The organism is Stenotrophomonas sp. 21LCFQ19, assembly GCF_056861425.1.
On record NZ_JBSPUF010000010.1, the window covers coordinates 55,482 to 77,712 of the forward strand.

At 63.7% G+C, this 22,231-nt stretch carries 23 protein-coding genes; 9 read left to right on the plus strand and 14 right to left on the minus strand.

Annotation, left to right across the window (positions count from 1 at the left end; genetic code table 11):
- The first annotated feature begins 146 nt into the window (after window positions 1–146).
- The 4 genes from AC13FW_RS12380 (at window position 147) to AC13FW_RS12395 (ending at window position 4,139) form a co-directional block, all read left to right on the plus strand.
- Complete coding sequence (locus AC13FW_RS12380; protein ID WP_482989247.1) at window positions 147–935, plus strand: ferredoxin--NADP reductase; 789 nt, start codon at window positions 147–149, stop codon at window positions 933–935.
- A 112-nt stretch (window positions 936–1,047) separates the two neighbouring features.
- Window positions 1,048–3,453: an AAA family ATPase gene (locus AC13FW_RS12385; protein WP_482989248.1), complete on the plus strand. Its 2,406-nt coding sequence runs from the start codon at window positions 1,048–1,050 to the stop codon at window positions 3,451–3,453.
- A 114-nt stretch (window positions 3,454–3,567) separates the two neighbouring features.
- Window positions 3,568–3,846: a type II toxin-antitoxin system RelE/ParE family toxin gene (locus tag AC13FW_RS12390; RefSeq protein WP_296246580.1), complete on the plus strand. Its 279-nt coding sequence runs from the start codon at window positions 3,568–3,570 to the stop codon at window positions 3,844–3,846.
- Window positions 3,846–4,139 (plus strand): HigA family addiction module antitoxin, encoded by a 294-nt coding sequence (locus tag AC13FW_RS12395; RefSeq protein WP_282270369.1) that lies wholly within the window; start codon window positions 3,846–3,848, stop codon window positions 4,137–4,139. The genes AC13FW_RS12390 and AC13FW_RS12395 overlap by 1 nt, the downstream gene beginning before the upstream one ends.
- 16 nt (window positions 4,140–4,155) lie before the next feature.
- Here the strand turns inward: AC13FW_RS12395 and AC13FW_RS12400 are convergent, their stop codons facing one another.
- On the minus strand, window positions 4,156–4,638 hold the full coding sequence (locus AC13FW_RS12400; RefSeq protein ID WP_482989249.1) for a glutathione peroxidase: 483 nt from the start codon (window positions 4,636–4,638) through the stop codon (window positions 4,156–4,158).
- A gap of 154 nt (window positions 4,639–4,792) precedes the next feature.
- On the opposite strand from AC13FW_RS12400, the gene AC13FW_RS12405 reads away from it, so the two are divergent.
- Window positions 4,793–6,964 carry a M3 family metallopeptidase gene (locus tag AC13FW_RS12405; RefSeq protein ID WP_482989250.1) on the plus strand — a complete coding sequence of 724 codons (2,172 nt, stop codon included), beginning with the start codon at window positions 4,793–4,795 and terminating at the stop codon, window positions 6,962–6,964.
- 114 nt (window positions 6,965–7,078) lie between these two features.
- Here AC13FW_RS12405 and AC13FW_RS12410 read toward each other — a convergent pair whose 3' ends face one another.
- The 7 genes from AC13FW_RS12410 to AC13FW_RS12440 all read right to left on the minus strand — a co-directional run bounded on the left by AC13FW_RS12410 (window position 7,079) and on the right by AC13FW_RS12440 (window position 13,334).
- The gene (locus tag AC13FW_RS12410) at window positions 7,079–8,086 is read right to left on the minus strand and encodes an HlyD family secretion protein (RefSeq protein ID WP_482989251.1); all 1,008 of its coding nucleotides are present in this window, start codon (window positions 8,084–8,086) and stop codon (window positions 7,079–7,081) included.
- A gap of 9 nt (window positions 8,087–8,095) precedes the next feature.
- Window positions 8,096–8,293, minus strand: coding sequence for a DUF1656 domain-containing protein (locus AC13FW_RS12415; RefSeq protein WP_282270361.1), 198 nt, complete (start codon window positions 8,291–8,293; stop codon window positions 8,096–8,098).
- The gene (locus AC13FW_RS12420; RefSeq protein WP_482989252.1) at window positions 8,283–10,427 is read right to left on the minus strand and encodes an FUSC family protein; all 2,145 of its coding nucleotides are present in this window, start codon (window positions 10,425–10,427) and stop codon (window positions 8,283–8,285) included. Before AC13FW_RS12420 ends, AC13FW_RS12415 begins: the two co-directional genes overlap by 11 nt.
- A gap of 7 nt (window positions 10,428–10,434) precedes the next feature.
- On the minus strand, window positions 10,435–10,929 hold the full coding sequence (locus AC13FW_RS12425) for a MarR family winged helix-turn-helix transcriptional regulator (RefSeq protein WP_296246596.1): 495 nt from the start codon (window positions 10,927–10,929) through the stop codon (window positions 10,435–10,437).
- Between the two features lie 90 nt (window positions 10,930–11,019).
- Window positions 11,020–12,135, minus strand: a complete 1,116-nt coding sequence (gene cfa / locus AC13FW_RS12430) for a cyclopropane fatty acyl phospholipid synthase (protein ID WP_482989253.1) — start codon at window positions 12,133–12,135, stop codon at window positions 11,020–11,022.
- Between the two features lie 17 nt (window positions 12,136–12,152).
- The gene (locus tag AC13FW_RS12435; RefSeq protein WP_282270353.1) at window positions 12,153–12,980 is read right to left on the minus strand and encodes a DUF3298 and DUF4163 domain-containing protein; all 828 of its coding nucleotides are present in this window, start codon (window positions 12,978–12,980) and stop codon (window positions 12,153–12,155) included.
- Between the two features lie 60 nt (window positions 12,981–13,040).
- On the minus strand, window positions 13,041–13,334 hold the full coding sequence (locus AC13FW_RS12440) for a GNAT family N-acetyltransferase (protein ID WP_482989254.1): 294 nt from the start codon (window positions 13,332–13,334) through the stop codon (window positions 13,041–13,043).
- 199 nt (window positions 13,335–13,533) lie between these two features.
- Between AC13FW_RS12440 and AC13FW_RS12445 the strand changes: the two genes are divergently transcribed.
- Window positions 13,534–13,698 (plus strand): hypothetical protein, encoded by a 165-nt coding sequence (locus AC13FW_RS12445; protein WP_296246622.1) that lies wholly within the window; start codon window positions 13,534–13,536, stop codon window positions 13,696–13,698.
- A gap of 132 nt (window positions 13,699–13,830) precedes the next feature.
- Here the strand turns inward: AC13FW_RS12445 and AC13FW_RS12450 are convergent, their stop codons facing one another.
- Both AC13FW_RS12450 and AC13FW_RS12455 read right to left on the minus strand, forming a co-directional pair.
- The gene (locus AC13FW_RS12450) at window positions 13,831–14,451 is read right to left on the minus strand and encodes a rhomboid family intramembrane serine protease (protein WP_482989255.1); all 621 of its coding nucleotides are present in this window, start codon (window positions 14,449–14,451) and stop codon (window positions 13,831–13,833) included.
- Window positions 14,452–14,453: 2 nt separating this feature from the next.
- Window positions 14,454–16,022, minus strand: coding sequence for a POT-type proton-dependent oligopeptide transporter (locus tag AC13FW_RS12455; RefSeq protein ID WP_481534199.1), 1,569 nt, complete (start codon window positions 16,020–16,022; stop codon window positions 14,454–14,456).
- 178 nt (window positions 16,023–16,200) lie between these two features.
- On the opposite strand from AC13FW_RS12455, the gene AC13FW_RS12460 reads away from it, so the two are divergent.
- On the plus strand, window positions 16,201–17,010 hold the full coding sequence (locus tag AC13FW_RS12460; RefSeq protein WP_482989256.1) for an endonuclease/exonuclease/phosphatase family protein: 810 nt from the start codon (window positions 16,201–16,203) through the stop codon (window positions 17,008–17,010).
- A 224-nt stretch (window positions 17,011–17,234) separates the two neighbouring features.
- Here AC13FW_RS12460 and AC13FW_RS12465 read toward each other — a convergent pair whose 3' ends face one another.
- Window positions 17,235–17,846 carry a superoxide dismutase gene (locus tag AC13FW_RS12465; protein WP_303746572.1) on the minus strand — a complete coding sequence of 204 codons (612 nt, stop codon included), beginning with the start codon at window positions 17,844–17,846 and terminating at the stop codon, window positions 17,235–17,237.
- Window positions 17,847–18,107: 261 nt separating this feature from the next.
- Here AC13FW_RS12465 and AC13FW_RS12470 point away from each other — a divergent pair, with 261 nt between their 5' ends.
- A complete protein-coding gene (locus tag AC13FW_RS12470) occupies window positions 18,108–18,572 on the plus strand; it encodes a guanyl-specific ribonuclease (protein ID WP_482989257.1) in 465 nt (154 codons plus the stop codon).
- The gene (locus AC13FW_RS12475) at window positions 18,569–19,018 is read left to right on the plus strand and encodes a barstar family protein (RefSeq protein WP_482989258.1); all 450 of its coding nucleotides are present in this window, start codon (window positions 18,569–18,571) and stop codon (window positions 19,016–19,018) included. Before AC13FW_RS12470 ends, AC13FW_RS12475 begins: the two co-directional genes overlap by 4 nt.
- A 3-nt stretch (window positions 19,019–19,021) precedes the next feature.
- On the opposite strand, the gene AC13FW_RS12480 is transcribed toward AC13FW_RS12475, so the two are convergent.
- The 3 genes from AC13FW_RS12480 to AC13FW_RS12490 form a co-directional block, all read right to left on the minus strand.
- Entirely contained in the window at window positions 19,022–19,549 is a 528-nt protein-coding gene (locus tag AC13FW_RS12480; protein WP_482989259.1) for an SRPBCC family protein, read from the minus strand.
- A 272-nt stretch (window positions 19,550–19,821) separates the two neighbouring features.
- The gene (locus tag AC13FW_RS12485) at window positions 19,822–20,250 is read right to left on the minus strand and encodes a VOC family protein (RefSeq protein WP_482989260.1); all 429 of its coding nucleotides are present in this window, start codon (window positions 20,248–20,250) and stop codon (window positions 19,822–19,824) included.
- A gap of 86 nt (window positions 20,251–20,336) precedes the next feature.
- The gene (locus AC13FW_RS12490) at window positions 20,337–22,226 is read right to left on the minus strand and encodes an ATP-binding cassette domain-containing protein (RefSeq protein WP_482989261.1); all 1,890 of its coding nucleotides are present in this window, start codon (window positions 22,224–22,226) and stop codon (window positions 20,337–20,339) included.
- Between the last annotated feature and the right edge of the window lie 5 nt (window positions 22,227–22,231).

Sequence of the window (22,231 nt, forward strand, 5' to 3'; positions counted from 1 at the left end):
GCCCGCCGCTGTCGGGGCCGCGGAACATCATAACCCCCCCGGCCGCGCGCGGCCCCGCCACTACCCATACTCCGGTCAAATGAGATTCATTCCTATTTATGGGAAATCAGCTAGAATAGGCCGGTCTCCAATCTACGAATCACGGCATGTCTTCCGCTTTTGGCGCCGAAACGGTGCTTGAAGTCCGTCACTGGACGGACGCCTACTTCAGCTTCTCCACCACCCGCGACAGCGGCTTCCGTTTCGAGAATGGCCAGTTCGTGATGATCGGGCTGGAAAACGAAAACGAAGGCGCCCGCCCGGTGTTGCGTGCCTATTCCATCGCCAGTGCCAACTGGGAAGAGCAACTGCACTTCTTCAGCATCAAGGTGCAGGAAGGTGCGCTGACCTCGCGTCTGCAGCACCTCAAGCCCGGCGACAAGGTACTGGTCGGCAAGAAGCCCACCGGCACGTTGCTGATCAGCGATCTGCACCCCGGCAAGAACCTCTATCTGTTGGGCACCGGCACCGGCCTGGCGCCGTGGTTGAGCGTGGTCAAGGATCCGGAAACCTACGAGCGCTTCGACAAGGTGATCGTCTGCCACGGTGTGCGCTACGAGAAGGACCTGGCCTACCGCGAGTACTTCGAGCAGGAGCTGCCGAACGACGAGATCCTCGGCGACATCGTTCGCGACAAGCTGCTGTACTACCCGGCGGTCACCCGCGAGCCTTTCCCCAACCAGGGCCGCCTGACCTCGCTGATGGAAAGCGGACAGATGCAGGAAGCACTCGGCCTGCCGCAGCTGGACCCGGCCAACGACCGCTTCATGATCTGCGGCAGCCCGCAGATGCTGGCCGACCTGCGCAACGTGCTGGACGCACGCGGTTTTGAGGTGTCCACGCGCATCGGCACCGCAGGCCACTATGTGTTCGAGCGCGCCTTCGTCGAGAAGTAGGGCTTGTAGGGTTTTTACCGACCATTGGCGGCTATGAACCCGGACAATGATGGCGTAGCTTAACGGCCGGATCACACTGATCCGGCCGTTTTCAGTTCAGGGGAAAGGATTCATGGTTCCAGGTAGTTCCCGCAGCAGCTTCATCGACAACCAGCGCAGTGTGTTGCTTGAGGAGCTGGCGCAATGCCAGCAACGTGCCCAGACCGCAAAGCAGGCGATGGGCGCTGCCTACCCCGCCGCATGCCAGGCCGCCCAGGCTATGCGCCCGGCGTTCGAAGAAGGTCTGGCGCAGGCGCGCCGCAACACGCAACAACACGGCCGCAAAGGCACCTTGGGGCCAGCGCTGAGTTTGCGCGCGACCTTGGGCAGCGGCGGCGTCCGCACTGTGGCCTGGCTGCTGCTCGGCAGCCTGGCGCTGTATGGGCCGGTTCGGAACTTCTGCGGCCACCTGTCGTACACGCTGCCCTTCCCGGCCAGCACGCTGTTCCTGTTGTTCGCCTACATTCCGCCTGGCCTGGTCTTTTATGCACTGTTGGTCTGGCTGGGCCGCAACCGCATGTCAAAGCGCAATGCCGCTGCAGGGCTGGCATCAATCGATGCGCTGGGCAAACGCCAGCTGCAACTGCACGCCTTCGGCAAGAAGAACGACGATGGCCGCAGCCACCCCTACCCCGTCATCCGCGCGCCCGCACCCTCGGTGGAGAAGATGGGCAACAGCTGGCAGCTCGGTGACAAGCACGACAACTCCAACGCGGTGATGGTTGGCGTGAGCACCGATGTCGCCAACGACAAGGACCCCGACATCTTCATCCGCCTGCCGCTCAATGGCCACCCCGGCGGCCTCGTACGTGTCCGTGCCGAAGCCGATGAACACGCCGCGACGTGGACTCCACTGGCCGCCGAACTGGCACCCGTGCTGGCACCGCTGGCCCAGCCCATCCTCGACCTGCAGGCATTGAGCGCACCGCACGAGCGCGAGCTGCAGCTTCAGCAATCGCTGCTGGTCCGGCTGGCCTCGCTGGACAAGCTGGAAGCCAACTGGAAGGACGTCGCCATCCCGGAGCAGACCCTGGAACAGGTGATCAAGCTGGTGGACCGTTTTGCCGCCGGCACCCCGCCGTTGCCCAAGGGCATGCTGCTGTGGGGGCCACCCGGCACCGGCAAGACCCTGATCGCGCGCAAGCTGGCCGAACACGTGGACTGCAACTTCGTCGCGGTGACCATCGCCGACCTGAAGGGCGAACACATCGGCCACACCGGACCCAAGGTCAAGAAGATCTGGGAGAACGCGCGCAACAAGGGGCCGACCATCCTGTTCGTGGACGAATGTGAAAGTGCCTTTGCCCGCCGTGGTAGCCGCGACACCGACAACTTCGGCAACGAGCTGGTGCAGACCTTCATCGCCGAATGGGATGGCTTCAACCAGGGCAGCGGCAATGTGCTGGTGATTGGTGCCACCAACCGCCAGGAGTTGATCGATGATGCGGTGCTGTCGCGCTTCACCGTCTCCATCGAGCTTGCCGCCCCCAATGCAGAGGCGCGCGAACGCATCCTGCTGGCCGAGTTCGGCAAGGCCCAGCTGGCATTGCCGGTGACCGAGGCGCTGGTGCGCGAAACCGCCGGCATGTCCGGGCGCGACCTGTCCACCCTGGTCACCAGCGTGGTCGCCACCCACCCGGCCGGGCGCCCCGCGCAAAGTGATTTCAGCGCCGCCATCGCCCGCCTGCGCGGCAAGAGCTCCACCTCGGTGCAGACCTTGGGCTGGGACGATGTGATCGTGCCGGCCAGCACCCGCGCCGAGTTCGAAAGCCTCGGCAAGGAACTGCTGCATGCCGAAGAACTGGCGCGGATGAACATCCCGGTGCCACGCGGGATCCTGCTGTATGGACCACCCGGCACCGGCAAGACCCAGATCGCGCGCGTACTGGCCAGCCAGTCCGGGCTGTCCTTCATCGCCGCCTCATCGGCGGAGGTCAAGGGCCAGTTCCTCGGCGACGGCGCCGCGCGGGTCAAGCAGCTGTTCGAGAAAGCCCGGGCGCAGGCGCCGTGCATCCTGTTCCTCGATGAGATCGACACCGTTGCCCCACCACGTGGCAGCGGCAATTCCGACAAGTTGAACGCCGAAATCGTCGCCCAGCTGCTGCAGGAACTGGACGGCATCAGCACCAAACAAGGCCAGGTATTCCTGCTGGCTGCCAGCAACCACCTGGACGCGATCGACAGCGCGCTGCTGTCGCGCCTGGAGCGCAAGATACAGATCGGCCTGCCCGACATCGACGCACGCGCGGCCATCCTACGCCTGCAGCTGGCCGGCAAGCCGCTGGATTTTGCCGTGGACGAGGTGCTGGGCACCCTGGCAGCCGCCACCGAAGGCAGCTCCGGCCGCGACCTGCAGTCACTGGTCACCGCTGCCACCCGCCGCGCCCTGCAACGGGCCATGGCCGAACACGGCGACCCGACCAAGGTACAACTGCAGCAGAAAGACCTGCTGGACGAAGCGGCGACCGATCCGGTCTAAGCAAGCTTGCCCGGCGCAGTCCAGCGCCGGGCATTGCCGCACCCCGACTGACCCCGCTACCGCCCCTGCCCTCCCAGTGAATGTTGCGCGATGCGCAACATGCTACAATCCAGCATGATCAAGTCATTCCGCCACAAAGGGCTGCGCAAGCTCTATGAAACCGGAAGCACCGCAGGCATACAGGCAAGTCATGCGAATCGACTGCGCCTGCAGCTGGCCGCACTTGATACAGCACACACAATCGAGGACATGGATATCCCCGGATTTCGCCTGCACGCACTGAGGGGTGAGATGAAGGGACGCTGGTCGATTGCCGTCAACGGCAACTGGCGCGTCACCTTTGAATTCAAGGATGGCAATTGCCACGTGCTGGACTACGAGGACTATCATTGATGAACATGCATAACCCGCCGCATCCGGGCGCCTTCATTTCCGGCATCTATCTGGAGCCGAACAATGTCAGCGGCCGCGAACTCGCACAGGCACTTGGGGTTTCCGCCTCGACGTTGAGTCGGGTGTTGAACGGCAGCAGTCGGGTCAGCCCTGAAATGGCTTTGCGCCTGTCTGTCGCCCTTGGTCGCAGCCCGGAAAGCTGGCTGGCCATGCAGGACGCGCATGATCTCTGGGTCGCCCGCCAGCATATCGATCTGAAGTCTGTAGGCCGCCTGCAGCTGGCTGCGGCTTGATGACGCAGCGCTCGCTTCAGCCCAGCGCCGCCCGGATATCCGCCTCCAGCGCCTCCGGGCGTGCGGTCGGCGCGTAGCGGGCAAGCACCTGTCCGTTGCGGCCGATCAGGAACTTGCTGAAGTTCCATTTGATCGCGGCGATGCCCAGCGCGCCGCGCTTCTGCCGCTGCAGCCACTGCCATAGCGGATCGGCGTCGGCGCCAATGACCTTGAGCTTGGCCGACAACGGGAAACTGACCCCGTAGTTGATGCTGCAGAAGTCCTGGATGGCGGCGGCATCGCCCGGCTCCTGGTGGCCGAACTGGTCGCAGGGGCAGCCCAGCACCACCAGCCCCTGCGGCCCCAGCTCCTGCCACAGCTGCTCCAGCCCTTCGTACTGCGGGGTGAAGCCGCATTTGGACGCTGTGTTCACTACCAGCAGCACCTTGCCATCAAAGGCGGCCAGCGGCAGTGGACGGCCATCCAGTGCGGTCAACTCGAAATCAAAGGCATTGGGCATGGCGCGGCTCCTGACAGAACCGCCAGCGTACGCCATCGCGGCGCCAACGGCATGCAAGATGTGGCCTTTCAGCGCAACCATGCCATTCGACACACCCCTACGGACGCGCCTGCAGGTACCCTGAAAGATCAGTCTTTTTACCGGAGTTTCCGCCTTGAACACCCGTCTCGCCCTCGCCCTTGCCGCGACCCTGGGTCTTGCCCTGCCGGCCTACAGCCAGGCCGCACCCATTGCGACCACCCAGTCGGCCCAGCAGGCCAATCCGTTCTTCGCTGAAAGCCCGTTGCCGCTGCACTACCCGCAGTTCGACAAGATCAAGGACGCCGATTTCGCGCCGGCCTTCGACGCTGGCATGGCCCAGCAGCTGCAGGAAGTGGAAGCGATCGCCAACAACCCGGCTGCGCCCACCTTTGAAAACACGCTGATCGCGCTGGAAAACAGCGGCGCCGTGCTCGACCGCGCCACCACCGTGTTCTTCGCGCTGATCGGCGCCGACACCAACGACGCACGCAAGAAGCTGCAGGCGGACTACTCGGCCAAGTTTGCCGCGCACAGCGATGCCATCAACCTCAATGGCAAGCTGTTCTCGCGCATCGAGACTCTGTACAACAACCGCGCCAACCTGGGCCTGGACGCTGAAAGCCTGCGTCTGGTCGAGAAGTACCGCGACAACTTCGTCCGCGCCGGTGCCAAGCTGGGCGATGCCGACAAGGCCAAGCTCAAGGACATGAACGCCGAGCTGGCCAACCTGGGCACCAAGTTCAGCCAGAACGTGTTGGCCGAGGTCAACGCTTCCTATATCGTGGTTGATGACGTCAAGCAGCTGGACGGCCTGTCGGCCGAGCAGATCGCTGCCGCCGCCGAAGCTGCCAAGGCCCGCAAGCTGGATGGCAAGTACGTCATCGCTCTGCTCAACACCACCGGCCAGCCGCCGCTGACCAACCTGGCCAACCGCGAGCTGCGCCAGAATATCTACGAAGCCTCGATCTCGCGTGGCAGCAAGGGTGGCGAGTACGACAACACCGCGCTGGTCTCGCGCATCATGACCCTGCGCGCCGAGAAGGCCGCGCTGATGGGCTTCCCGAACTTCGCCAGCTACTCGCTGGGCAACCAGACCGCCAAGACCCCGGAAGCGGTCAATGCCATGCTTGGCCAGCTGGCTCCGGCCGCCGTCACCAACGCCAAGCGCGAAGCCGCCGACCTGCAGGCGATGATCGACAGCGAGCAGAAGGCCGCCGGCAAGCCGACGTTCGAACTGCAGCCGTGGGACTGGGCCTTCTACAGCGAGAAGGTGCGCCAGGCCAAGTACAACTTCGACGAATCCCAGCTCAAGCCCTACTTCGAGCTGAAGAACGTGCTGGAGAACGGCGTGTTCTTCGCCGCCGGCAAGGAATTCGGCCTGAGCTTCAAGCAGCGCACCGACCTGCCGGTCTACCACGGCGACGTCACCGTCTATGACGTGTTCGACGCCGATGGCAGCCAGCTGGCGATCTTCATCTTCGATCCGTATGCACGCGAGTCCAAGCGTGGCGGTGCGTGGATGAATGCCTATGTGTCGCAGTCGGGCCTGACCGGCGACAAGCCGGTGGTCGCCAACCACCTCAACATCCCCAAGCCGCCGGCCGGCAAGCCGACCCTGCTGACCTGGGACGAAGTGACCACCACCTTCCACGAATTCGGCCACGCCCTGCACGGCATGTTCTCGGACGTGAAGTACCCCTACTTCGCCGGCACCGCGGTGCCGCGTGACTTCGTCGAGTTCCCGTCGCAGGTGAACGAGATGTGGTCCGACGAGCCGACCATCCTGGCCAACTACGCCAAGCACTACCAGAACGGCTCGGCGATGCCGCAGGCGCTGCTGGACAAGGTGATCGCCGCGTCCAAGTTCAACCAGGGCTTTGCCACCACCGAGTACCTGGGCGCAGCGATGCTGGACCAGAACTGGCACCAGATCGGTGTTGGCCAGATCCCGGCACCGAAGGACGTGATGAAGTTCGAGCATGAAGCGCTGGTCAAGGACGGCATCTATTACGCGCCGGTCCCGCCGCGCTACAAGACTCCGTACTTCAGCCACATCATGGGCGGCTACTCGGCTGGCTACTACGCCTACATCTGGTCGGAAGTGCTGGATGCCAACACCCAGAAGTGGTTCCGCGAGAACGGCGGCCTGTCGCGCGCCAATGGCGACCACTTCCGCAAGACCCTGCTGTCCAAGGGCGGCAGCGTCGATGCGATGGAGCTGTTCCGCAACTTCGCCGGCCATGAGCCGCAGATCGAGCCGCTGCTGGAGAAGCGTGGCCTGACCACCGGTGCTGCTGCCAAGTAAGCAGTTGCTGATTTTGATGGAAAGAGAACGCCCGGCTTTGCCGGGCGTTCTCTTTTGCTTCGTGCGGCAGATCAAAAACCCCCTCATCCGCCCCAGTCACAAAGCAAACCCAACTCAGCCTTGCCGCCCCCGCTCCACAATCACCGTAGCGGTCATGCCATTGGCCAGCACGACGCCCTTCGCAAACGAACCCGCGTCCAGCTTGATCCGCACCGGAATCCGCTGCGCCAGCCGCACCCAGTTGTAGGTCGGGTTCACATTCGCCAGCAGGTCACTGCCGGTTGGGCTGTCCGCATCGGTGATGCCATGCGAGATGCTCTCGATATGGCCGTGCAGCTCCTGCCCGCTCATCAACTGCACGCGGGTGCCGTCGCCCACATGCAACTGCGCCAGCTTGGTCTCCTCGAAATAACCGTAGACCCAGAACGAATTGGTATCGATCACCGCTAGCTTGGCCGCACCGGCAGTAGCGTAGTCGCCCTGCCGCACTTCCAGATTGGTCACATAACCATCCACCGGCGCGCGCACCTGGGTGCGTTCCAGGTTCAACTCTGCAGTATCCAATGCCGCCTGTGCCTGCTCCACAGCAGCCAGTGCCTGCTGCTGTGACGCACTGGCCTGCTGACGGCTTGCCTGCGCCTGTGCCACACCCGCGCGCGCCGCCTGCGCAGCACTGAGCGCATCGGTACGCGCTTCTTCGGAGATCAAGCTTCCAGTAATGCGCTGGCGCCGCTCGTACTGCTGCTCGTAGCGAGTGGCATTCGCACTCTGCTGTGCAGCTCCCGCCGCCGCTACCTGGATGCTTGCACCCGCCGCACGTGCCGCTGCCTGTGCGGCGGCCAGGTTGCCGCGTGCCTGGTTCAAGGCGTTCTGGTAGCGCGCCGGGTCGATCTGGTACAGCACATCGCCGCGCTTCACCAACTGGTTGTCACGCACCGCCACCGCACTGACCGGGCCGGAGACATCCGGCGCCACGCGTACCACTTCCGCGCGCAGGCGGCCTTCCCGGGTCCACGGCGAGTACATGTAATGCCGCCACATCGCCATCGCGATCAAGGCAGCTATCACCACCACCACGGCGGTGATGGAGAAACGAAGAATGGATTGGACTTTGGGGGTCATGGGGAATTCTCAGAACAGCAGCAGGCCGAAGCCGCCAAACAGACAGATGAAGACCGCGGTGCGGAACAAGGCCGGGTGCCAGACGTTGCGGTACCAACCGCGACGGCCAGCCAGCGTGTCCAGCGCCCACAGCGCGATGCAGACCAGTACGAACAACAACAGCAGGCCGGGAAACAGGGTTCCCGCGAATGCAATCTCAATGGGCATGGCGAGGTGCCTCCGGCTTTGAATCAGTGGGTGCGATGTAGGCGGCCATGACCGAGCTGTCATCCACCATCGCCAATCGCACCAGGCGCAGGTGCAGCAGCACCCGCGCGGCGACACCGCCGTCGACGGCCTGTGCGCGCGCCAGCGCGATGGCCTCGGTCAGCGCGGTGTGGGCGCGTTGCCATGCCGTTGCATCCGGCAGGGCAAAAAAGTCGGCCAAGGCCCGTACCACCGAATCCACGCACTGGCGCAGTTGCGTCGATGCCGGTTCACGCGCCACATCCTGGCGCAGGTGGATCAGTGCGCGGCCGGTTTCGTTGACCGCCAAGGCCCAGGCCAGCTGCTGGCGGGACTCCTCGCTGCCCGCCGCCGTGTGGGTGACGATCTGGTGCAGCAGGTCGCTGTTGATGCTTTCGAAACGGTGCTGGAGCCCAGGCAACGGCGCCTGCGCCGCCAAACCCACCTGTGCGCGCAAGCCCGCCATCTGTCGCCGTCGCAACCATGCCGTGCCCACCAGCGGTGGCATCAACGCGAAGCTCAGTACCGCCGCGCCCATCGCCATCATCTGTGAGGTGCCTTCGTTGAAGAAGCGCACCGGGTCGAAGGCATGCACGCTGGTGATGGCCAGGATATTGACCAGGCCCATCGTATAGCCCAGCCCGAACACCGACAGCTTGGGGCGGCTGACCATATAGGGGCCGACCACGAAGAACGGCAGCAACCCCGCAACCAGCAGGACGAAACCTTCCATCCGGGTCAGCACCATGTAGTCACAGACATAGGCTGCGAACACGCCAAGCAGATAGCCCCAGGCAACTTTGCCGGTCATCCGCGCCGCATTTGGCATGGTGGCGAACAAGCCGGAGAAGATGGTTGCGAGCAACATCACGTTGACCGCCATCGCCCAGCCACTGGCGGCCCATAGCGCACCCAACAGCAGCATGGTGATGGCAGTGCGGGTGAACGCCACCGCGGCACCGAGATAATCATTGCCGCGGATGAACTGCGCACGTGCATCGTCTTCGGTCGGTGCGACCTGCAGCGTCAGCTGCCGGCGTGCATGTACGTAGTGTTCAAGCTCCCTGACGAAGCGCCGCAACAACTGCGCCCCCACATCGAAGTCCTCGACCTGGGTGACGCCGCCCAGGGCAGCGCGCAGCTCGACCGAGCGCGCAGCAAGGCCTTTGCGTACGGCGTGGATCTGCTCTGCCAATTGCGCCGGCGATTGTTCACTGGCTTGCAGGGCGGCACCCAATGGCAGGTACAAGGCCTGCAGCGCCTGGCCCGCGGCCGGGTCGGGCTGGCGCAGCAAGCGGTTGATCAGATGGTGCAGGGACTGGAACGTGGTCGACGCCGCCATGAAGCGCTGGTTGAAGCGCTGCAGGTGCGCGCTGCGCGCACGCGCTTCGCCGTCTTCGAAGATCACCGAACTGCGCAGGTCCTCCAGCGTCACCGCGTCGCGCACCACGCGCAGATGTGCCTGCTCCATGCGCTCGCGTGGCACCTCACCAAGCAGGGCGCCACGCATGAAACCAAGGAAACTCTCGTACTGGTTGTTCACCGCCGTGCGCAAGGTGTCACGCAGGCGCACCGGGAAAATGGTATCGCTGATCACCGCAGTCACCAGCAGGCCCAACAGCACCTCGCTGATGCGCGCCACCGCCGAATCGAAGATCTGCCCGGGATGGCTGGAGATCACCGGCAAGGCAATGATGGCCGCGGTGTAACCGGCAAGCACGAAGGCATAGGACTTGAAGTTGCGATGCAGGGTAGCGCCGGCCACACAGCCAGCGATCCACAGCGCCATCAGCAGCAGGAAGGGTTCGCGTTGCTGTGGGAACAACGCCACGATCAGCAGCGCGGCCGCCGCACCGGCAAAGGTGCCGAGCACCCGGTAGAAGGCCTTGGCCAGCACCATGCCGCTCTGCCGGTGCATCACGATGACCGTGGTCATCATCGCCGTACCCGGCTGTGGCAGTTGCAGGCGCATGGCCAACCAACCGGTCAGGAAAAAGGCCACGGTCGTGCGCAGTACGAACAGCCAGGTGTCAGCCTCGCCCTTGAGGAAGCCGCGCATGCCGGCATACCAGGGCGTCGTCGCCGACGCGCTTACCGATGATGGGATGGCAGACATGGCGTACTCAGATGGCCTCGATGCCATCAAGCATCTTTTTAAGCAGCCGTTCGAGCTGGTGCTGCTCACTCTCATCCAGGCCCTGTACCTGCAGGACCAGCAGTTCAGCCATCTCCGGCAGCAGGCTCTGGATGCAGGCCAGGCCTTTGTCGGTCAGGTGCAGCCCCAGTTTGCGCCGGTCACTGGTGTCCGGAATCCGCTCCAGCAGGCCCTTGTTGCAGAGCTGGTCGGTGAGCCGGGTGATGTTGGCGGACTTTTCGGTGGCGGCCTCGGCCAGTTCCGACGGGTTCAGCGGTCGGTCCGGCGTGCCGTACAGCATCATCAGGATGTTGTATTCGGCGTGACTGAGGTCGAAATCACGCAACACCGCGTTGGCGCGGTCATGGACGGTCTTGTAGATGCCCTTGACCAGACGCACCAGCACCGCCGGCTCACGCGGAAAGCCCGGCCAGCGGGCGCAGGTGGCATCAATCCGGGTCTCGGTCGCGTCGAAGCTGCTCATGGGCTATCCGGCTCATTTTGGGATGAGGCAGATAATACACATGTGTAATATAAACTTTTAAATCAATTTTGCGATAACAGCGTTCCACGTTCAGCGTGGCGCCAGATAACCCTCACGAACCCCGCGCGGCGACAACAGCAGCTGCCAAAGCTGTGAGTGGCGGGTACGGAAGGTCGCCATCGACGCCGCCAGGTAGAAACGCCACATGCGCCGGAAGCGCTCGTCGTAGCGCGCGTCCAGCTGCTCCCATGCCGCCTCGACGTTGTCGCGCCAGGCCTGCAGGGTACGGTCGTAGTCGGTGCCGAAGTTGTGCCAGTCCTCCAGCACGAACAGCCCTTCCATCGCATGGGTGATCTGCGCCGCCGAGGGCAGCATCGAGTTGGGGAAGATGTACTTGGCGATCCACGGATCGGTGCGGTCGCGACTGATGTTGGTGCCGATGCTGTGCAGCAGGAACAGGCCCTGCTCGCCCAGGCAGCGCCGGGCAACCTCGAAGTAGCTGCGGTAGTTCTTGACCCCGACGTGCTCGAACATACCCACCGAGAACACGGCGTCGAAGTGCTCGTCCAGCTCGCGGTAGTCCTGCAGGCGTATCTCGACCGGCAGGCCGGCACACAGTTCACGGGCAAACGCGGCCTGCTCCTGCGAGATGGTCACGCCCACGCCGCGCACGCCATAACGATCGGCCGCGAACTTCAGTGCCTCGCCCCAACCACAGCCGATATCCAGCACGCGCATACCCGGCTGCAGGCCGAGCTTGCGGCAGATCAGTTCGAGCTTGGCTTCCTGCGCGTCGTCCAGATTGCTGGCATTGCGCCAGTATCCGCAGCTGTAGACCAGCCGCTTGCCAAGCATGGCCCGGTAAAGGTCGTTGCCCAGGTCGTAATGCCGCTTGCCGACCTCGTAGCTGCCCTGCCCGCTCTGCAGGTTGAACAGCTTGGCCTTGAGCGCGTCCCAGACTTCGCCACTGCCATGCACGCGCTCGTCCAGTCGCGCATCCAGCAGGTGGGTGAGCAGGCCATCCAGCGAATGCGCCTGCCACCAACCTTCCATGTAGCTCTCGCCCAGACCGAGCGAGCCGTCGGCCAGCACCCGCGCATAAAAGCGCGGGTCGAGGATGCCCAGGTCCTGCGGCCTGTCACCGCCGGGGGTGATATCGGCCTCCTGCAGCAGTGCTTCCACACGTCGTTGCAGCCCCGCATCCATTACTGACCTCCTGTGTTTCAGGGGCGTGCGAACAGCCCCTGGTAAGCCGCCGCCACATGTGGCAACAACACGGCCGCCGGCACGTCCACCGTCTGCGTGCCATCCGAGTACGGCCCCACCTGGTAGGGCGGGAACACGAAGCGCAGCGCTGAGATCTTGCCGGCCGCATCCAGCACGGGCTGGAACTGGCCGAAGTTGGTGGCGTCGGCGGTGGTGCCTTCGTCGATCATCTTGGACAGGTTGCGGACCTGGGCCTGCTGCTCTTCCGGCGACATGTCCTCGCCCTGGGCACGCACGGTGGCCTGCTCCAGCAGCTTGTCCTCGGTGAAGTCGCTGATCGCCTGCCAGCCTTTGGTCGTGGTGATCAGGTCTTCTGCCTTGAGCAGTTGCTGCTGCTCGGGCAGCCATACAAAACGGGCTACCAACGGCTGGCCGTGGGCGCCACCGGTGTAACTGCTGCCATCGGCCGAAACCGCGACAACCGCCGGCGATTCCACCAGCATGTCGAAGGCCAGTGACAGTTCATACGGGGCGGTGGGCTTGTCATTGCCCAGCTCGGACACCGACTTCAACAGGTCAGCCTTGGCATGGCCTGCATAATCGCTCAGCGCATTGGCCAGACCCGGGTACTTGGCGGCTGCCGGTGGATAGCTGATACCAATGACATAGCTTGGGGTGTTTTCAATCACATCGCGCAGATCAGCTGCCGCAGGTGCGACCGCAACCGGTGCCTGCACCGGTTCCGCGGCCGGTGCGACCGGCGCACCTTGCTCATCCTGCTTGCAACCAGCCAATGCCAGCAGCAATACCGCTGCGGCAGACGATCCCCGTACCAACCTGTTCATGCCCTTTGATCCCTTGGAGGTGTGTGCGGCCGCCCGGTCGGGCTTGGCCATGCCAGCGAATTATCCCAGCAGGTCTGCATATTCGCCATGACGTTGCATGAAAGCTGCGGCATAAGCGCAGGCCGGTATCACCTTCCAGCCTGCAACGCGTGCATGCTCCAGCGCGAACCGGGTCAATGCCGCGGCAATGCCACGCCCGCCGATGGCCTCGGGCACCCCGGTATGGGTGATGACCATCACGCCGCCGTCCAGTTCGTAATCCAGCACCGCGCGCTGACCATCAACCAGGGTCTGGAAGCGGCTTGCAGCCGCGTCATTTTCGATATCTGGAACTGGTGGTTTGCTCAAGCTCATGAGGACTCCTGCGGAACGCGGTGGACTTGGTGAAAGCGATGTGATGACCCGAGCTGGCGGTCGGAAGCGCCACTTTGCGTCACTTTCCGACATCGGCGCCAGCAGCGCCACCGCCATCAAAGCATGGATTGCGTCTCAAACACTGGCACGGGAATTGCTGGGTTTACCCATAAACAATAGCTGACAGTCGAGGTGTACCGTGTTCGACAACGACCGCACGATGCAGATTCCGTCCAACGACCATGACTCCACCCTGCTGGAGGGCCTGTTCCAACTGGCCGTCGCCGGCGACACCAGCGGCTGGGAATTCAAGAAGATCGACAACGAAGTCTATTCGCGCCTGCTCGACAGCTACGCCGCCTGAGCCTGTCACCAGCGCTCACACGCGCGGCGCGCCCAGGGCGCAGCTGCCATGAACGAAACGGGGCCGCGACGACACGATGCGCGCGGCCCCTGGCATGAGGGGCTATACAGCCCCCAGCTCCCTCTCCTCCGCTCAGAAGCGGAAAGTAGGATTCATCAGACTCTGCAGGAAGTGCTGCAGCAGCTCCGGCTCCATGATCAGCATGAACATCACACCGAAAGCGGCACCGGCAAGATGCGCGCTGTGATTGACGTTGTCCCCGCCCTTCTTGTCCATCCAGATGCTGTAGCCGACGTAGAACGCGGCATACAGAATGGCCGGCGCCGGGATGAACATCACCAGGATCAGCTTCCACGGCGCGATCAGGATGTAGGCGAACAGCACAGCCGACACCGCCCCTGAAGCACCCAAACTCAGATAGTTCGGATTCTTCTGGTTCTTCAGGTAGGTCGGCAGGATCGATACCACCAGCGCCGACAGGTAGAACAGCGGATAGACCCACCACTGCCCGGTGGTGCCGAGCATGATGACCTCGATCAAGCGGCCGAAGAAGTACAGGGTCACCATGTTGAACAACAGGTGGCCGAAGTCAGCATGGATGAACCCGTAGGTCACCAGCCGGTCGTACTGCTTGTGCTTGTCGATCGCCGGCGGCCACAGGATCAGCCGATCAGCCAGCTTGCGGTTGTTGAACGCCATCCATGACACCAGCGCGGTGATGGCGATCAGGATCAGGGTTATCGGTCCTTGCATGTTCAAACCGCCCGGTAGTTGTCGACCATCTTGTAACGGCGTGCGTAGATACCGAACGCCAGCGCCGCGATGAAGGCAAAGCCAGCGAAGAAGAACATCAGGAACGCCGTTTCGCTCAGACCGGTACTGGCAATACGGTCGGTGACCGCGTGGTTGCGCACCGCCGCGTTGGACAGCAGCACCCACAGGTTACCGATGGTGGTGGTCAGGTTCCAGAAGCTCATCACCACACCCTTCATGGATGCCGGTGCCTGGCTGTAGGCGAACTCCAAACCGGTAGCCGAGACCAACACTTCACCGAAGGTCAGCAGCGCATACGGCAGCACCTGCCAGAAGATCGACATGGCATCGCCACCGTCCATGACAACCTGGATGCCACCCACCACGATCCAGGCCAGGCCACTGAAGGCGATACCGGCAGTCATGCGCCGCAGCGCGGTCGGCTCGAAGCCGAAGCGACGCAGCGCCGGGTACAGCACCAGATTGTTGAACGGGATCAGGATCATCACCAGCAGCGGGTTGAGCGCCTGCATCTGCGAGGCGGTGAACCAGCTGGGCATGCTCATCTGCTGGCCCTGCAGCACCCAGGTCGAGGCCTTCTGGTCGAACAGGGAGAAGAACGGGGTGGTCAGGGCGAAGATCACCAGCACCTTCAGCACCGAGCGCACGCCCTCGACAGCCGCCTCCGGGTGCACGCCGCGGGCGCGGTCCAGCTGCAGCATGGTGCCGCCGCCAATACCGGCCAGCACCGAGACCAGTGCCAGACACAAGCAGATCACGATGCCCAGGCTGGGCACCAACGCGAACGAAGCCAGCGCCAGCACCACGCCCAGTACCGCCACCACCAGCCCCATGCGGCCTTGGCCCGGGGCTTGTGCCAGCAGCGCGGTACGCACCACGTTGGCGAAGGAATGCGGGTCCTTGGGCGGCAGCGGCACCAGCACGTAGCGCTTGCGTCCCAGCCAGAACACGAAGGTCGCCACGAACATCAGGATGCCGGGGATACCGAACGCCCACTGCGGGCCGAGGTTCTTCAGCGCCAGCGGAATCAGCAGCGAGGCGAACAGCGAGCCGAAATTGATGATCCAGTAGAAGGCGTCAAACACGATCTTGGCCAGGTGCTTGTTGCCCTGGTCGAACTGGTCGCCCATGAACGAAGCGACCAGCGGCTTGATGCCACCTGCGCCCAGCGCAATCAGGCCCAGGCCCAGGAAGAAGCCCTGGCGGTTGCCCTCGAACAAGGCCAAGCACAGATGGCCGACGCAGTAGATCAGGCTGAACCAGAGAATGGTGTGGTACTTGCCGAAAAAGCGGTCGGCCAACCAGCCACCGAGCAGCGGGAAGAAATACACGCCGATCATGAAGCTGTGCATGATGTCCTTCGCCTCGCCAGCACGGCCTTCGGCGGTGATCTCCTGCAACAGCAGCGAGGTGATCAGGAACTGCACCAGGATGTTGCGCATCCCGTAGAAGCTGAAGCGTTCGCACGCCTCGTTACCGATGATGTAGCCGATCTGGCGCGGCATCTTTGCCTTGGGGTTCGGGGCTGCTGCCACGTCGTTGGTCGTCATCTGCGGGCGATCCGTGAATACAAAGGTTGCAAGCGTAACGCATCAAGCCGCCCGCCAGACCGGTTCAGCCCAGCAAAACACCTACCGCCTGCACCAGCAAAACCTCAGTGCCAGCGCATGCACGCCCCTTCCACGCGGAAAGCATTAGCATGACAGCCCCTCATCTTGAGGCGTTGCAATGCTGCGCTGGGGTTGTTTTGGACTGCTGGTCCTGTCATTTGGCGTCATGGCCGAGCCGGTGCTGCCGGTCATCAAGGTAGCCAACCTGCGTCTCCCCGACGGTGGTGAGATCTGGACTGGCCAGCGCGACCGGATCGCCGCACTGATCCAGGACCTGCGGCCGGACGTGATCGTGGTACAGGACGTGCGCCAGCTGGCCAACACCCCCAACCCTGCCTGCTGGCTGGGCAGCCGGCTCAAGTACAACTGTGATTTCGTCAGCGCCGACCGCCCCAGCCAGCCGGTGCGCCGTGGCAACGCGGTACTGACCCGCCTGCAGGCACAGCAGGACGGCATCACCCTGCTGCACGGCGACGACGCCCCCACAGCTGCCGGCATGCAGCGCCTGCAGCTGCAACAAGCGCAACTGAACATCTACGCCGCCAGCATGTGCCCCGGCGACAACAGTCCGGTCGCACGCGGCCATCAGGCTGCCGACCTGCGCTCATGGATGGACGCCACCGCTGATGGCCTGCCGTCGCTGATCATCGGTGACTTCGCCGCGCCCACCGAGGAGCTTGTCCGGCAACTTCCGGGGTATCAACCCGCACGCAGGAACCCGTCCAACCGCCGCGGCGATGCCCGCCTCGCAAGCGATGCGCAGCATGGGCTGGATGTGCTGTACCAGGTCCGCAGCTTCGCCGACATCACCCAGCAGGCGATCCAGCTACCCGCCACTGACGCGCAATCCGTACCCGAGCCACTGGGCATGATGGCAACGCTGCGCATCACCCGCCTCCCCGCCGCCGATGACGCCGAGCAACCCTGACGCGGCAGTTGCCGACGGTCGCTTGTGGGAGCGGCGTCAGCCGCGAAGCTGGAGCGTCATCAGGTTGCCAGTTTGGCCGCAGCCGGAGCAGTTCCGGCTTCGCGGCTGACGCCGCTCCCACAACATCGGGTTCGCGGCGCCATCAACGACGAAGGCCGGGCTATGCCCGGCCATTCGTAATGGCGACCGCCCCGACATGGGGCGACCGCCTCAGGTCACCGCTTTCAGGCAATCGCTTCCTGGTAACGACGCTCGACCTCGTTCCAGTCGACCACGTTGAAGAACGCGCCAATGTATTCCGGGCGACGGTTCTGGTACTTCAGGTAATAGGCATGTTCCCACACGTCCAGCGCCAGGATCGGAGTGTTGCCGTCCATCAGCGGGCTGTCCTGGTTGGCCGAGGACTCGACGACAACCTTCTTGTCCGGGGTGACGCTCAGCCACGCCCAGCCGCTGCCGAAACGGGTCAGCGCGGCCTTGGTGAAGGCTTCCTTGAACTTCTCGAAACCGCCCAGCTGCGATTCGATGGCCTTGCCCACGTCACCGACCGGCTCGCCGCCGCCATTGGGCGACATCACGGTCCAGAACAGCGAATGGTTGGCATGGCCGCCACCGTTGTTGCGCACCGGGCCCTGCAGGTTTTCCGGCAGCGACTTGGTCTTCTTCACCAGCTCATCAACCGGCAGATCGGCGTATTCGGTGCCTTCCAGCGCAGCATTGACGTTGTTGATGTAGGTCTGGTGGTGCTTGCTGTGGTGGATCTCCATCGTGGCCGCATCGATATGCGGCTCCAGGGCGTCGTAGGCGTAAGGCAGCTTGGGCAGGGTGTAAGCCATGAGGGATCTCCTTTGGATAGCCGGTTTCTGTGTCTGGTCGAAAAACCAGACGGTGCGCTATCAATGGTAGGGACGATGCAGCAACTTACCAAGGGTGTTGTAGAGGAAACTTTGTCCCGCGCTTGGGCGATGGACACCGCAGGGGCGATCTGCGCGATCGTTGTTACCGTTGCGTGAAGCCAACCTACTGAACCATCTGTTCAACAAACCCGCTGTCATGGCGTGATAATCGTCACCTGTCCCGGAATTTTCCTACTGCCCATGCGCAAGCCCTTACTCCTGGTCGTCGCCATTGTCCTGCTGATCGGCGGACTGTGGGGCATGCGCGTGCTGCAGCAACCTGCACCACCGCAGTTCGCGCCCTCGCTGTCGCAGGATTTGCCTGTAGCGGCCGAGACCAGCCAAGACGGACGTAGCGACGAGCGCAGCAAAGATCCGCTCCCGGCTTTCCTTCCGGCAGAAGCGCGCGCGACCATCGACTTGATCCAGCGCGGCGGACCGTACCCGCATCGCCAGGACGGCAGCACCTTCGGCAACCGCGAGCGCCAGCTGCCGCAGCGCCCGCGTGGCTATTACCGCGAATACACCGTGGATACACCCGGTCTGAGCCATCGTGGCGCCAGGCGCATCGTCACCGGCGGTGACCCGCCGGATGCCTGGTACTACACCGACGACCACTACGAGAGCTTCCGCAGCTTTGAAGTCCCCGCCAGGAGTACGCCATGAGTGACAGCGGTTTCGATATGGGCCTGGAGGACGTCAGTCAGGCCGGCGTGTACGGTGTCGGCGATGGCGACCTTGGTGGTTTGGCGGCGGTTGCACGCGATGCAGGGCTGCGTGTGTGCCGCATCGACCTGGAAGGCTGCGCCGACAAGCGCACCTTGCTGATGCGACTCGGCACGCAACTCGACTTCCCCGCAGGCTGGAGCCGCAACTGGGATGCCCTGTCCGATGGCCTGCGTGACCTGTCCTGGCTGCCGGCCAACGGCTATGCATTGCTGTTCAGCGATGCCAACGACCTGCGCCAGGGCAGCCCGGCGGACTTCGATACCTTGCTGGATGTGCTGTCCGAAGCCTCGGCCAGCTGGGCCGAGCACAACGTGGCGTTCTGGGCCTTTTTGGAACTGCCCGATGGTGGCGAAGAGGCAGGCGGCGAGGACGAGGAAGAGTGATCTTCAGCGGGCGGCCTGCAGCCAGCGCGCCAGGCCGTCCAATTGCTGTGCCTGGACCTTGTCCACCACCGGTGCCAAGGCGCTGAGGTCGTCTGGGCTATAGCCACCAGCCCGGTAGCGCCACGTCACCCGGGTAGACGTACCTTCTGCCTGCAACGTCCATTCGGCGACGCCATGCAAGCCCATGCCCTGCATTGGCCCCAGCCCGCCGGTCATCCGCAGGGTTTTCTGCGGATCGACGAACACTACCTGCAGGTGCTGCGCCTGCTGTGCGCCGGCAACTTCACAGAAACAGCCACCGGCGCGGGCATCGATGGACAGTTTTGCTGCCTTGCCCCACCAGCTGTGATCTTTCGGCCACCAGTGATCGATATCGGCGGTCATCGCCTGCCAGACGCGCTCGGGCGTAGCAGCGACCTGGACACTGTTTTCGACGGTGAAGCCACTGGGTGTGGCGTCTTTGACTTCAGCCTGCGTGGGCAAGGCGAAGGCTGTTGCGAGTAGCAGAAGCGTAGTGCGTCTACGGTGCATGGCTGCTGCTCTTGTTGAATGGCACGAGCATGCGCGTAGCGTGGTTGCGCAGCAAGTGCTGGGTTCATGGCGAAGAGCCTCCTCCCCTGGACCCTCGGCACAAGGGAGGGGGCGTAGTGCCGAGCAACTAAGCCCTCCCTTTCGCGCAGCGAAGGGGAGGGTTGGGAGGGGTGCTTTTGATCTACGCCAAATGCGCGACGGCTGGGGCAAAGCGAAGAACACCCCTCCCCAACCCTCCCCTGCACCTTCGGTGCAAGGGAGGGCGCAGTGCACTAGCCGACTGCCGCCGAAACCGGCCCCTTCAACTCGATGGTGTTGCCATCCGTATCTCTGAAATACAGCGACAGGCCATCACCTTCAGCACCGAAGTTCACCTCGGCTGCCGCCAACGGCGTTGCACCGTGCAGGGACAGATACGCAACCAGGCCTGCCTCATCGAAAGGCTCGACCCGCAGGCACAGATGATCAACATTGCGGGCCTCGGGACCCGGACCCACGCCACCGCGCGCACCCAAGCTGCCATCCAGACTGATCAAGTCGATCATCGATGCACCGGCACGCAGATGCACCAGGCCAAGATGGTCGCGTCGGCGCACCACCTCGCAGCCGAGCACGGTTGAATAGAACGTAATGCTGCGCTCCAGGTCGCGGACCCGGAACACCACATGGTCGATACGTGCAACGTCGAACGGCCGTTTCATCATTACCTCGCAGCATCCGAGGGCACCATCCTGCCGCCCTCGGTGAGGACGGCAGGTGAAGCAAGGCGTAGACCGTCAGCGCCGGATCAGGCGTCCAGTTCCTGCCAACGTGCGTAGGCGGCATCCAGTTCGGCCTGCACCTTGGTCAGCTGCTGCGTGTGCGCAGCGACTTCAGCGCTGGATCGGGTATAGAACGAGGGATCGTTCATCGCCGAGGTCAGGCCTTCCACATCCAGCTCCAGCTTTTCGATCTTGGCCGGCAACTGTTCCAGCTCGCGCGCATCCTTGAAGCTCAGCTTGCGCTTGGGTGCGGCATCAGCAACCGGAGCCGCAGGCGCAACAGCGGGTGCTGCCGTCGCCGAAGCCTTGGCCACCGCCATTGCGGTCTGGGTCGGTGCCGGGCGCTGGCGCAGCGAGTCGCTGTAGCCGCCAATGTAATCGCCCACCTTGCCCTCGCCTTCCAGCACCAGCGTGGAGGTCACCACGTTGTCGAGGAAGTCACGATCATGGCTGACCAGCAGCAAGGTGCCGGTGTAATCCGCCAGCAGCTCTTCCAGCAGTTCCAGTGTTTCCACATCCAGGTCGTTGGTCGGTTCGTCCATCACCAGCAGGTTGGACGGCTGTGCGAACAACTTGGCCAGCAGCAGGCGGTTGCGCTCGCCACCGGACAGGCGGGTGATCGGCGCGCGTGCGCGTTCCGGGGTGAACAGGAAGTCCTGCAGGTAGGCATGCACATGCTTGCGCTTGCCGTTGAGATCGATGAAGTCCGCGCCTTCGGCCACGTTCTCGATCGCGCTCCAGTCCTCGCGCAGGGTGGCGCGGTACTGGTCGAAATAGGCGATCTGCAGGTTGGTGCCCTGCCGCACTTCGCCGCTGTCCGGCTGCAGTTCGCCCAGCAGCAGCTTCAGCAAGGTGGTCTTGCCGCTGCCGTTGGGGCCGATCAGGCCTATGCGGTCACCGCGCAGGATGGTGGTTTCGAAATCCTTGACCATCACCCGCTCGCCGAACGAGAAGGAGATGTTCTTGATGTCGATGACCTTCTTGCCGGAGTTCTCGGCACCGGCCGCTTCCAGCTTGACGTTGCCACCGAGCTCACGGCGCTGGCTGCGCTCGTTGCGCATCGCCTTGAGCCGGCGCACGCGGCCTTCGTCGCGGGTACGGCGGGCCTTGATGCCTTGGCGGATCCAGACTTCTTCCTGCGCCAGCAGCTTGTCGAAGCGGGCGTTTTCCTGCGCCTGCGCGTTGAGGCGCTCTTCGCGGCGGCGCTCGTAGTTGTCCCAGTCGCCCGGCCAGCTGGTCACCTGGCCGCGATCGATCTCGACGATGCGGGTGGCCAGGGCACGCAGGAAGCGGCGGTCATGGGTGACAAACACCACGCAGCCGTTCCAGCCCTTGAGGAAGGTTTCCAGCCAATCGATGGCTTCGATGTCCAGGTGGTTGGTCGGCTCGTCGAGCAGCAGTACGTCCGGGCCAGCGACCAGCGCACGCGCCAGCAGCACGCGGCGCTTCATGCCGCCGGACAGACGGCCGAACTCGGCATCGCCATCCAGGTCGAGCTTGGTCAGGGTTTCCTCGACGCGCTGGTCCAGGCCCCAGCCATCGGCGGCGTCGATCTTGGCCTGCACATTGCCCATGGCCTCGCCATCGAAGACCTCGGCGTGGCTCAGGCGGTGGAACTCGGCCAGCCAATGGCCGAGCTCGCCAAGACCATCGGCGACCACGTCGAACACGCTGCCGGCGGCGCCATGCGGCACTTCCTGCTCGAGCCGGGTGACGCGCACGCCCTGCTGTACGCGCACCTCGCCGTCATCGGGCTTGAGCTCGCCAGCCATCAGCTTCATGAGAGTGGATTTGCCGGCGCCGTTGCGGCCGATCAGGGCGATACGCTCGCCAGTCTCGATCGACAGTTCGGCTTTTTCCAGCAACAACGGGCCGCCGACGCTGTAGTCGACGTTCTGCAAGGTAATCAAAGGCATGGGCG

Excerpts from the sequence above, each read along its gene's own strand:
- AC13FW_RS12465 (WP_303746572.1), bottom strand. The coding sequence starts at position 17,846 with ATGGCTTACACCCTGCCCAAGCTGCCTTACGCCTACGACGCCCTGGAG.
- AC13FW_RS12440 (WP_482989254.1), bottom strand. The coding sequence starts at position 13,334 with ATGAGCTTGAGCAAACCACCAGTTCCAGATATCGAAAATGACGCGGCT.
- AC13FW_RS12390 (WP_296246580.1), top strand. The coding sequence starts at position 3,568 with ATGATCAAGTCATTCCGCCACAAAGGGCTGCGCAAGCTCTATGAAACC.
- AC13FW_RS12480 (WP_482989259.1), bottom strand. The coding sequence starts at position 19,549 with ATGCACCGTAGACGCACTACGCTTCTGCTACTCGCAACAGCCTTCGCC.
- AC13FW_RS12470 (WP_482989257.1), top strand. The coding sequence starts at position 18,108 with ATGCGCAAGCCCTTACTCCTGGTCGTCGCCATTGTCCTGCTGATCGGC.
- AC13FW_RS12425 (WP_296246596.1), bottom strand. The coding sequence starts at position 10,929 with ATGAGCAGCTTCGACGCGACCGAGACCCGGATTGATGCCACCTGCGCC.
- AC13FW_RS12380 (WP_482989247.1), top strand. The coding sequence starts at position 147 with ATGTCTTCCGCTTTTGGCGCCGAAACGGTGCTTGAAGTCCGTCACTGG.
- AC13FW_RS12460 (WP_482989256.1), top strand. The coding sequence starts at position 16,201 with ATGCTGCGCTGGGGTTGTTTTGGACTGCTGGTCCTGTCATTTGGCGTC.
- AC13FW_RS12395 (WP_282270369.1), top strand. The coding sequence starts at position 3,846 with ATGAACATGCATAACCCGCCGCATCCGGGCGCCTTCATTTCCGGCATC.
- AC13FW_RS12475 (WP_482989258.1), top strand. The coding sequence starts at position 18,569 with ATGAGTGACAGCGGTTTCGATATGGGCCTGGAGGACGTCAGTCAGGCC.
- AC13FW_RS12490 (WP_482989261.1), bottom strand. The coding sequence starts at position 22,226 with ATGCCTTTGATTACCTTGCAGAACGTCGACTACAGCGTCGGCGGCCCG.
- AC13FW_RS12400 (WP_482989249.1), bottom strand. The coding sequence starts at position 4,638 with ATGCCCAATGCCTTTGATTTCGAGTTGACCGCACTGGATGGCCGTCCA.
- AC13FW_RS12420 (WP_482989252.1), bottom strand. The coding sequence starts at position 10,427 with ATGTCTGCCATCCCATCATCGGTAAGCGCGTCGGCGACGACGCCCTGG.
- cfa (WP_482989253.1), bottom strand. The coding sequence starts at position 12,135 with ATGGATGCGGGGCTGCAACGACGTGTGGAAGCACTGCTGCAGGAGGCC.
- AC13FW_RS12410 (WP_482989251.1), bottom strand. The coding sequence starts at position 8,086 with ATGACCCCCAAAGTCCAATCCATTCTTCGTTTCTCCATCACCGCCGTG.
- AC13FW_RS12450 (WP_482989255.1), bottom strand. The coding sequence starts at position 14,451 with ATGCAAGGACCGATAACCCTGATCCTGATCGCCATCACCGCGCTGGTG.
- AC13FW_RS12435 (WP_282270353.1), bottom strand. The coding sequence starts at position 12,980 with ATGAACAGGTTGGTACGGGGATCGTCTGCCGCAGCGGTATTGCTGCTG.
- AC13FW_RS12455 (WP_481534199.1), bottom strand. The coding sequence starts at position 16,022 with ATGACGACCAACGACGTGGCAGCAGCCCCGAACCCCAAGGCAAAGATG.
- AC13FW_RS12415 (WP_282270361.1), bottom strand. The coding sequence starts at position 8,293 with ATGCCCATTGAGATTGCATTCGCGGGAACCCTGTTTCCCGGCCTGCTG.
- AC13FW_RS12485 (WP_482989260.1), bottom strand. The coding sequence starts at position 20,250 with ATGAAACGGCCGTTCGACGTTGCACGTATCGACCATGTGGTGTTCCGG.
- AC13FW_RS12385 (WP_482989248.1), top strand. The coding sequence starts at position 1,048 with ATGGTTCCAGGTAGTTCCCGCAGCAGCTTCATCGACAACCAGCGCAGT.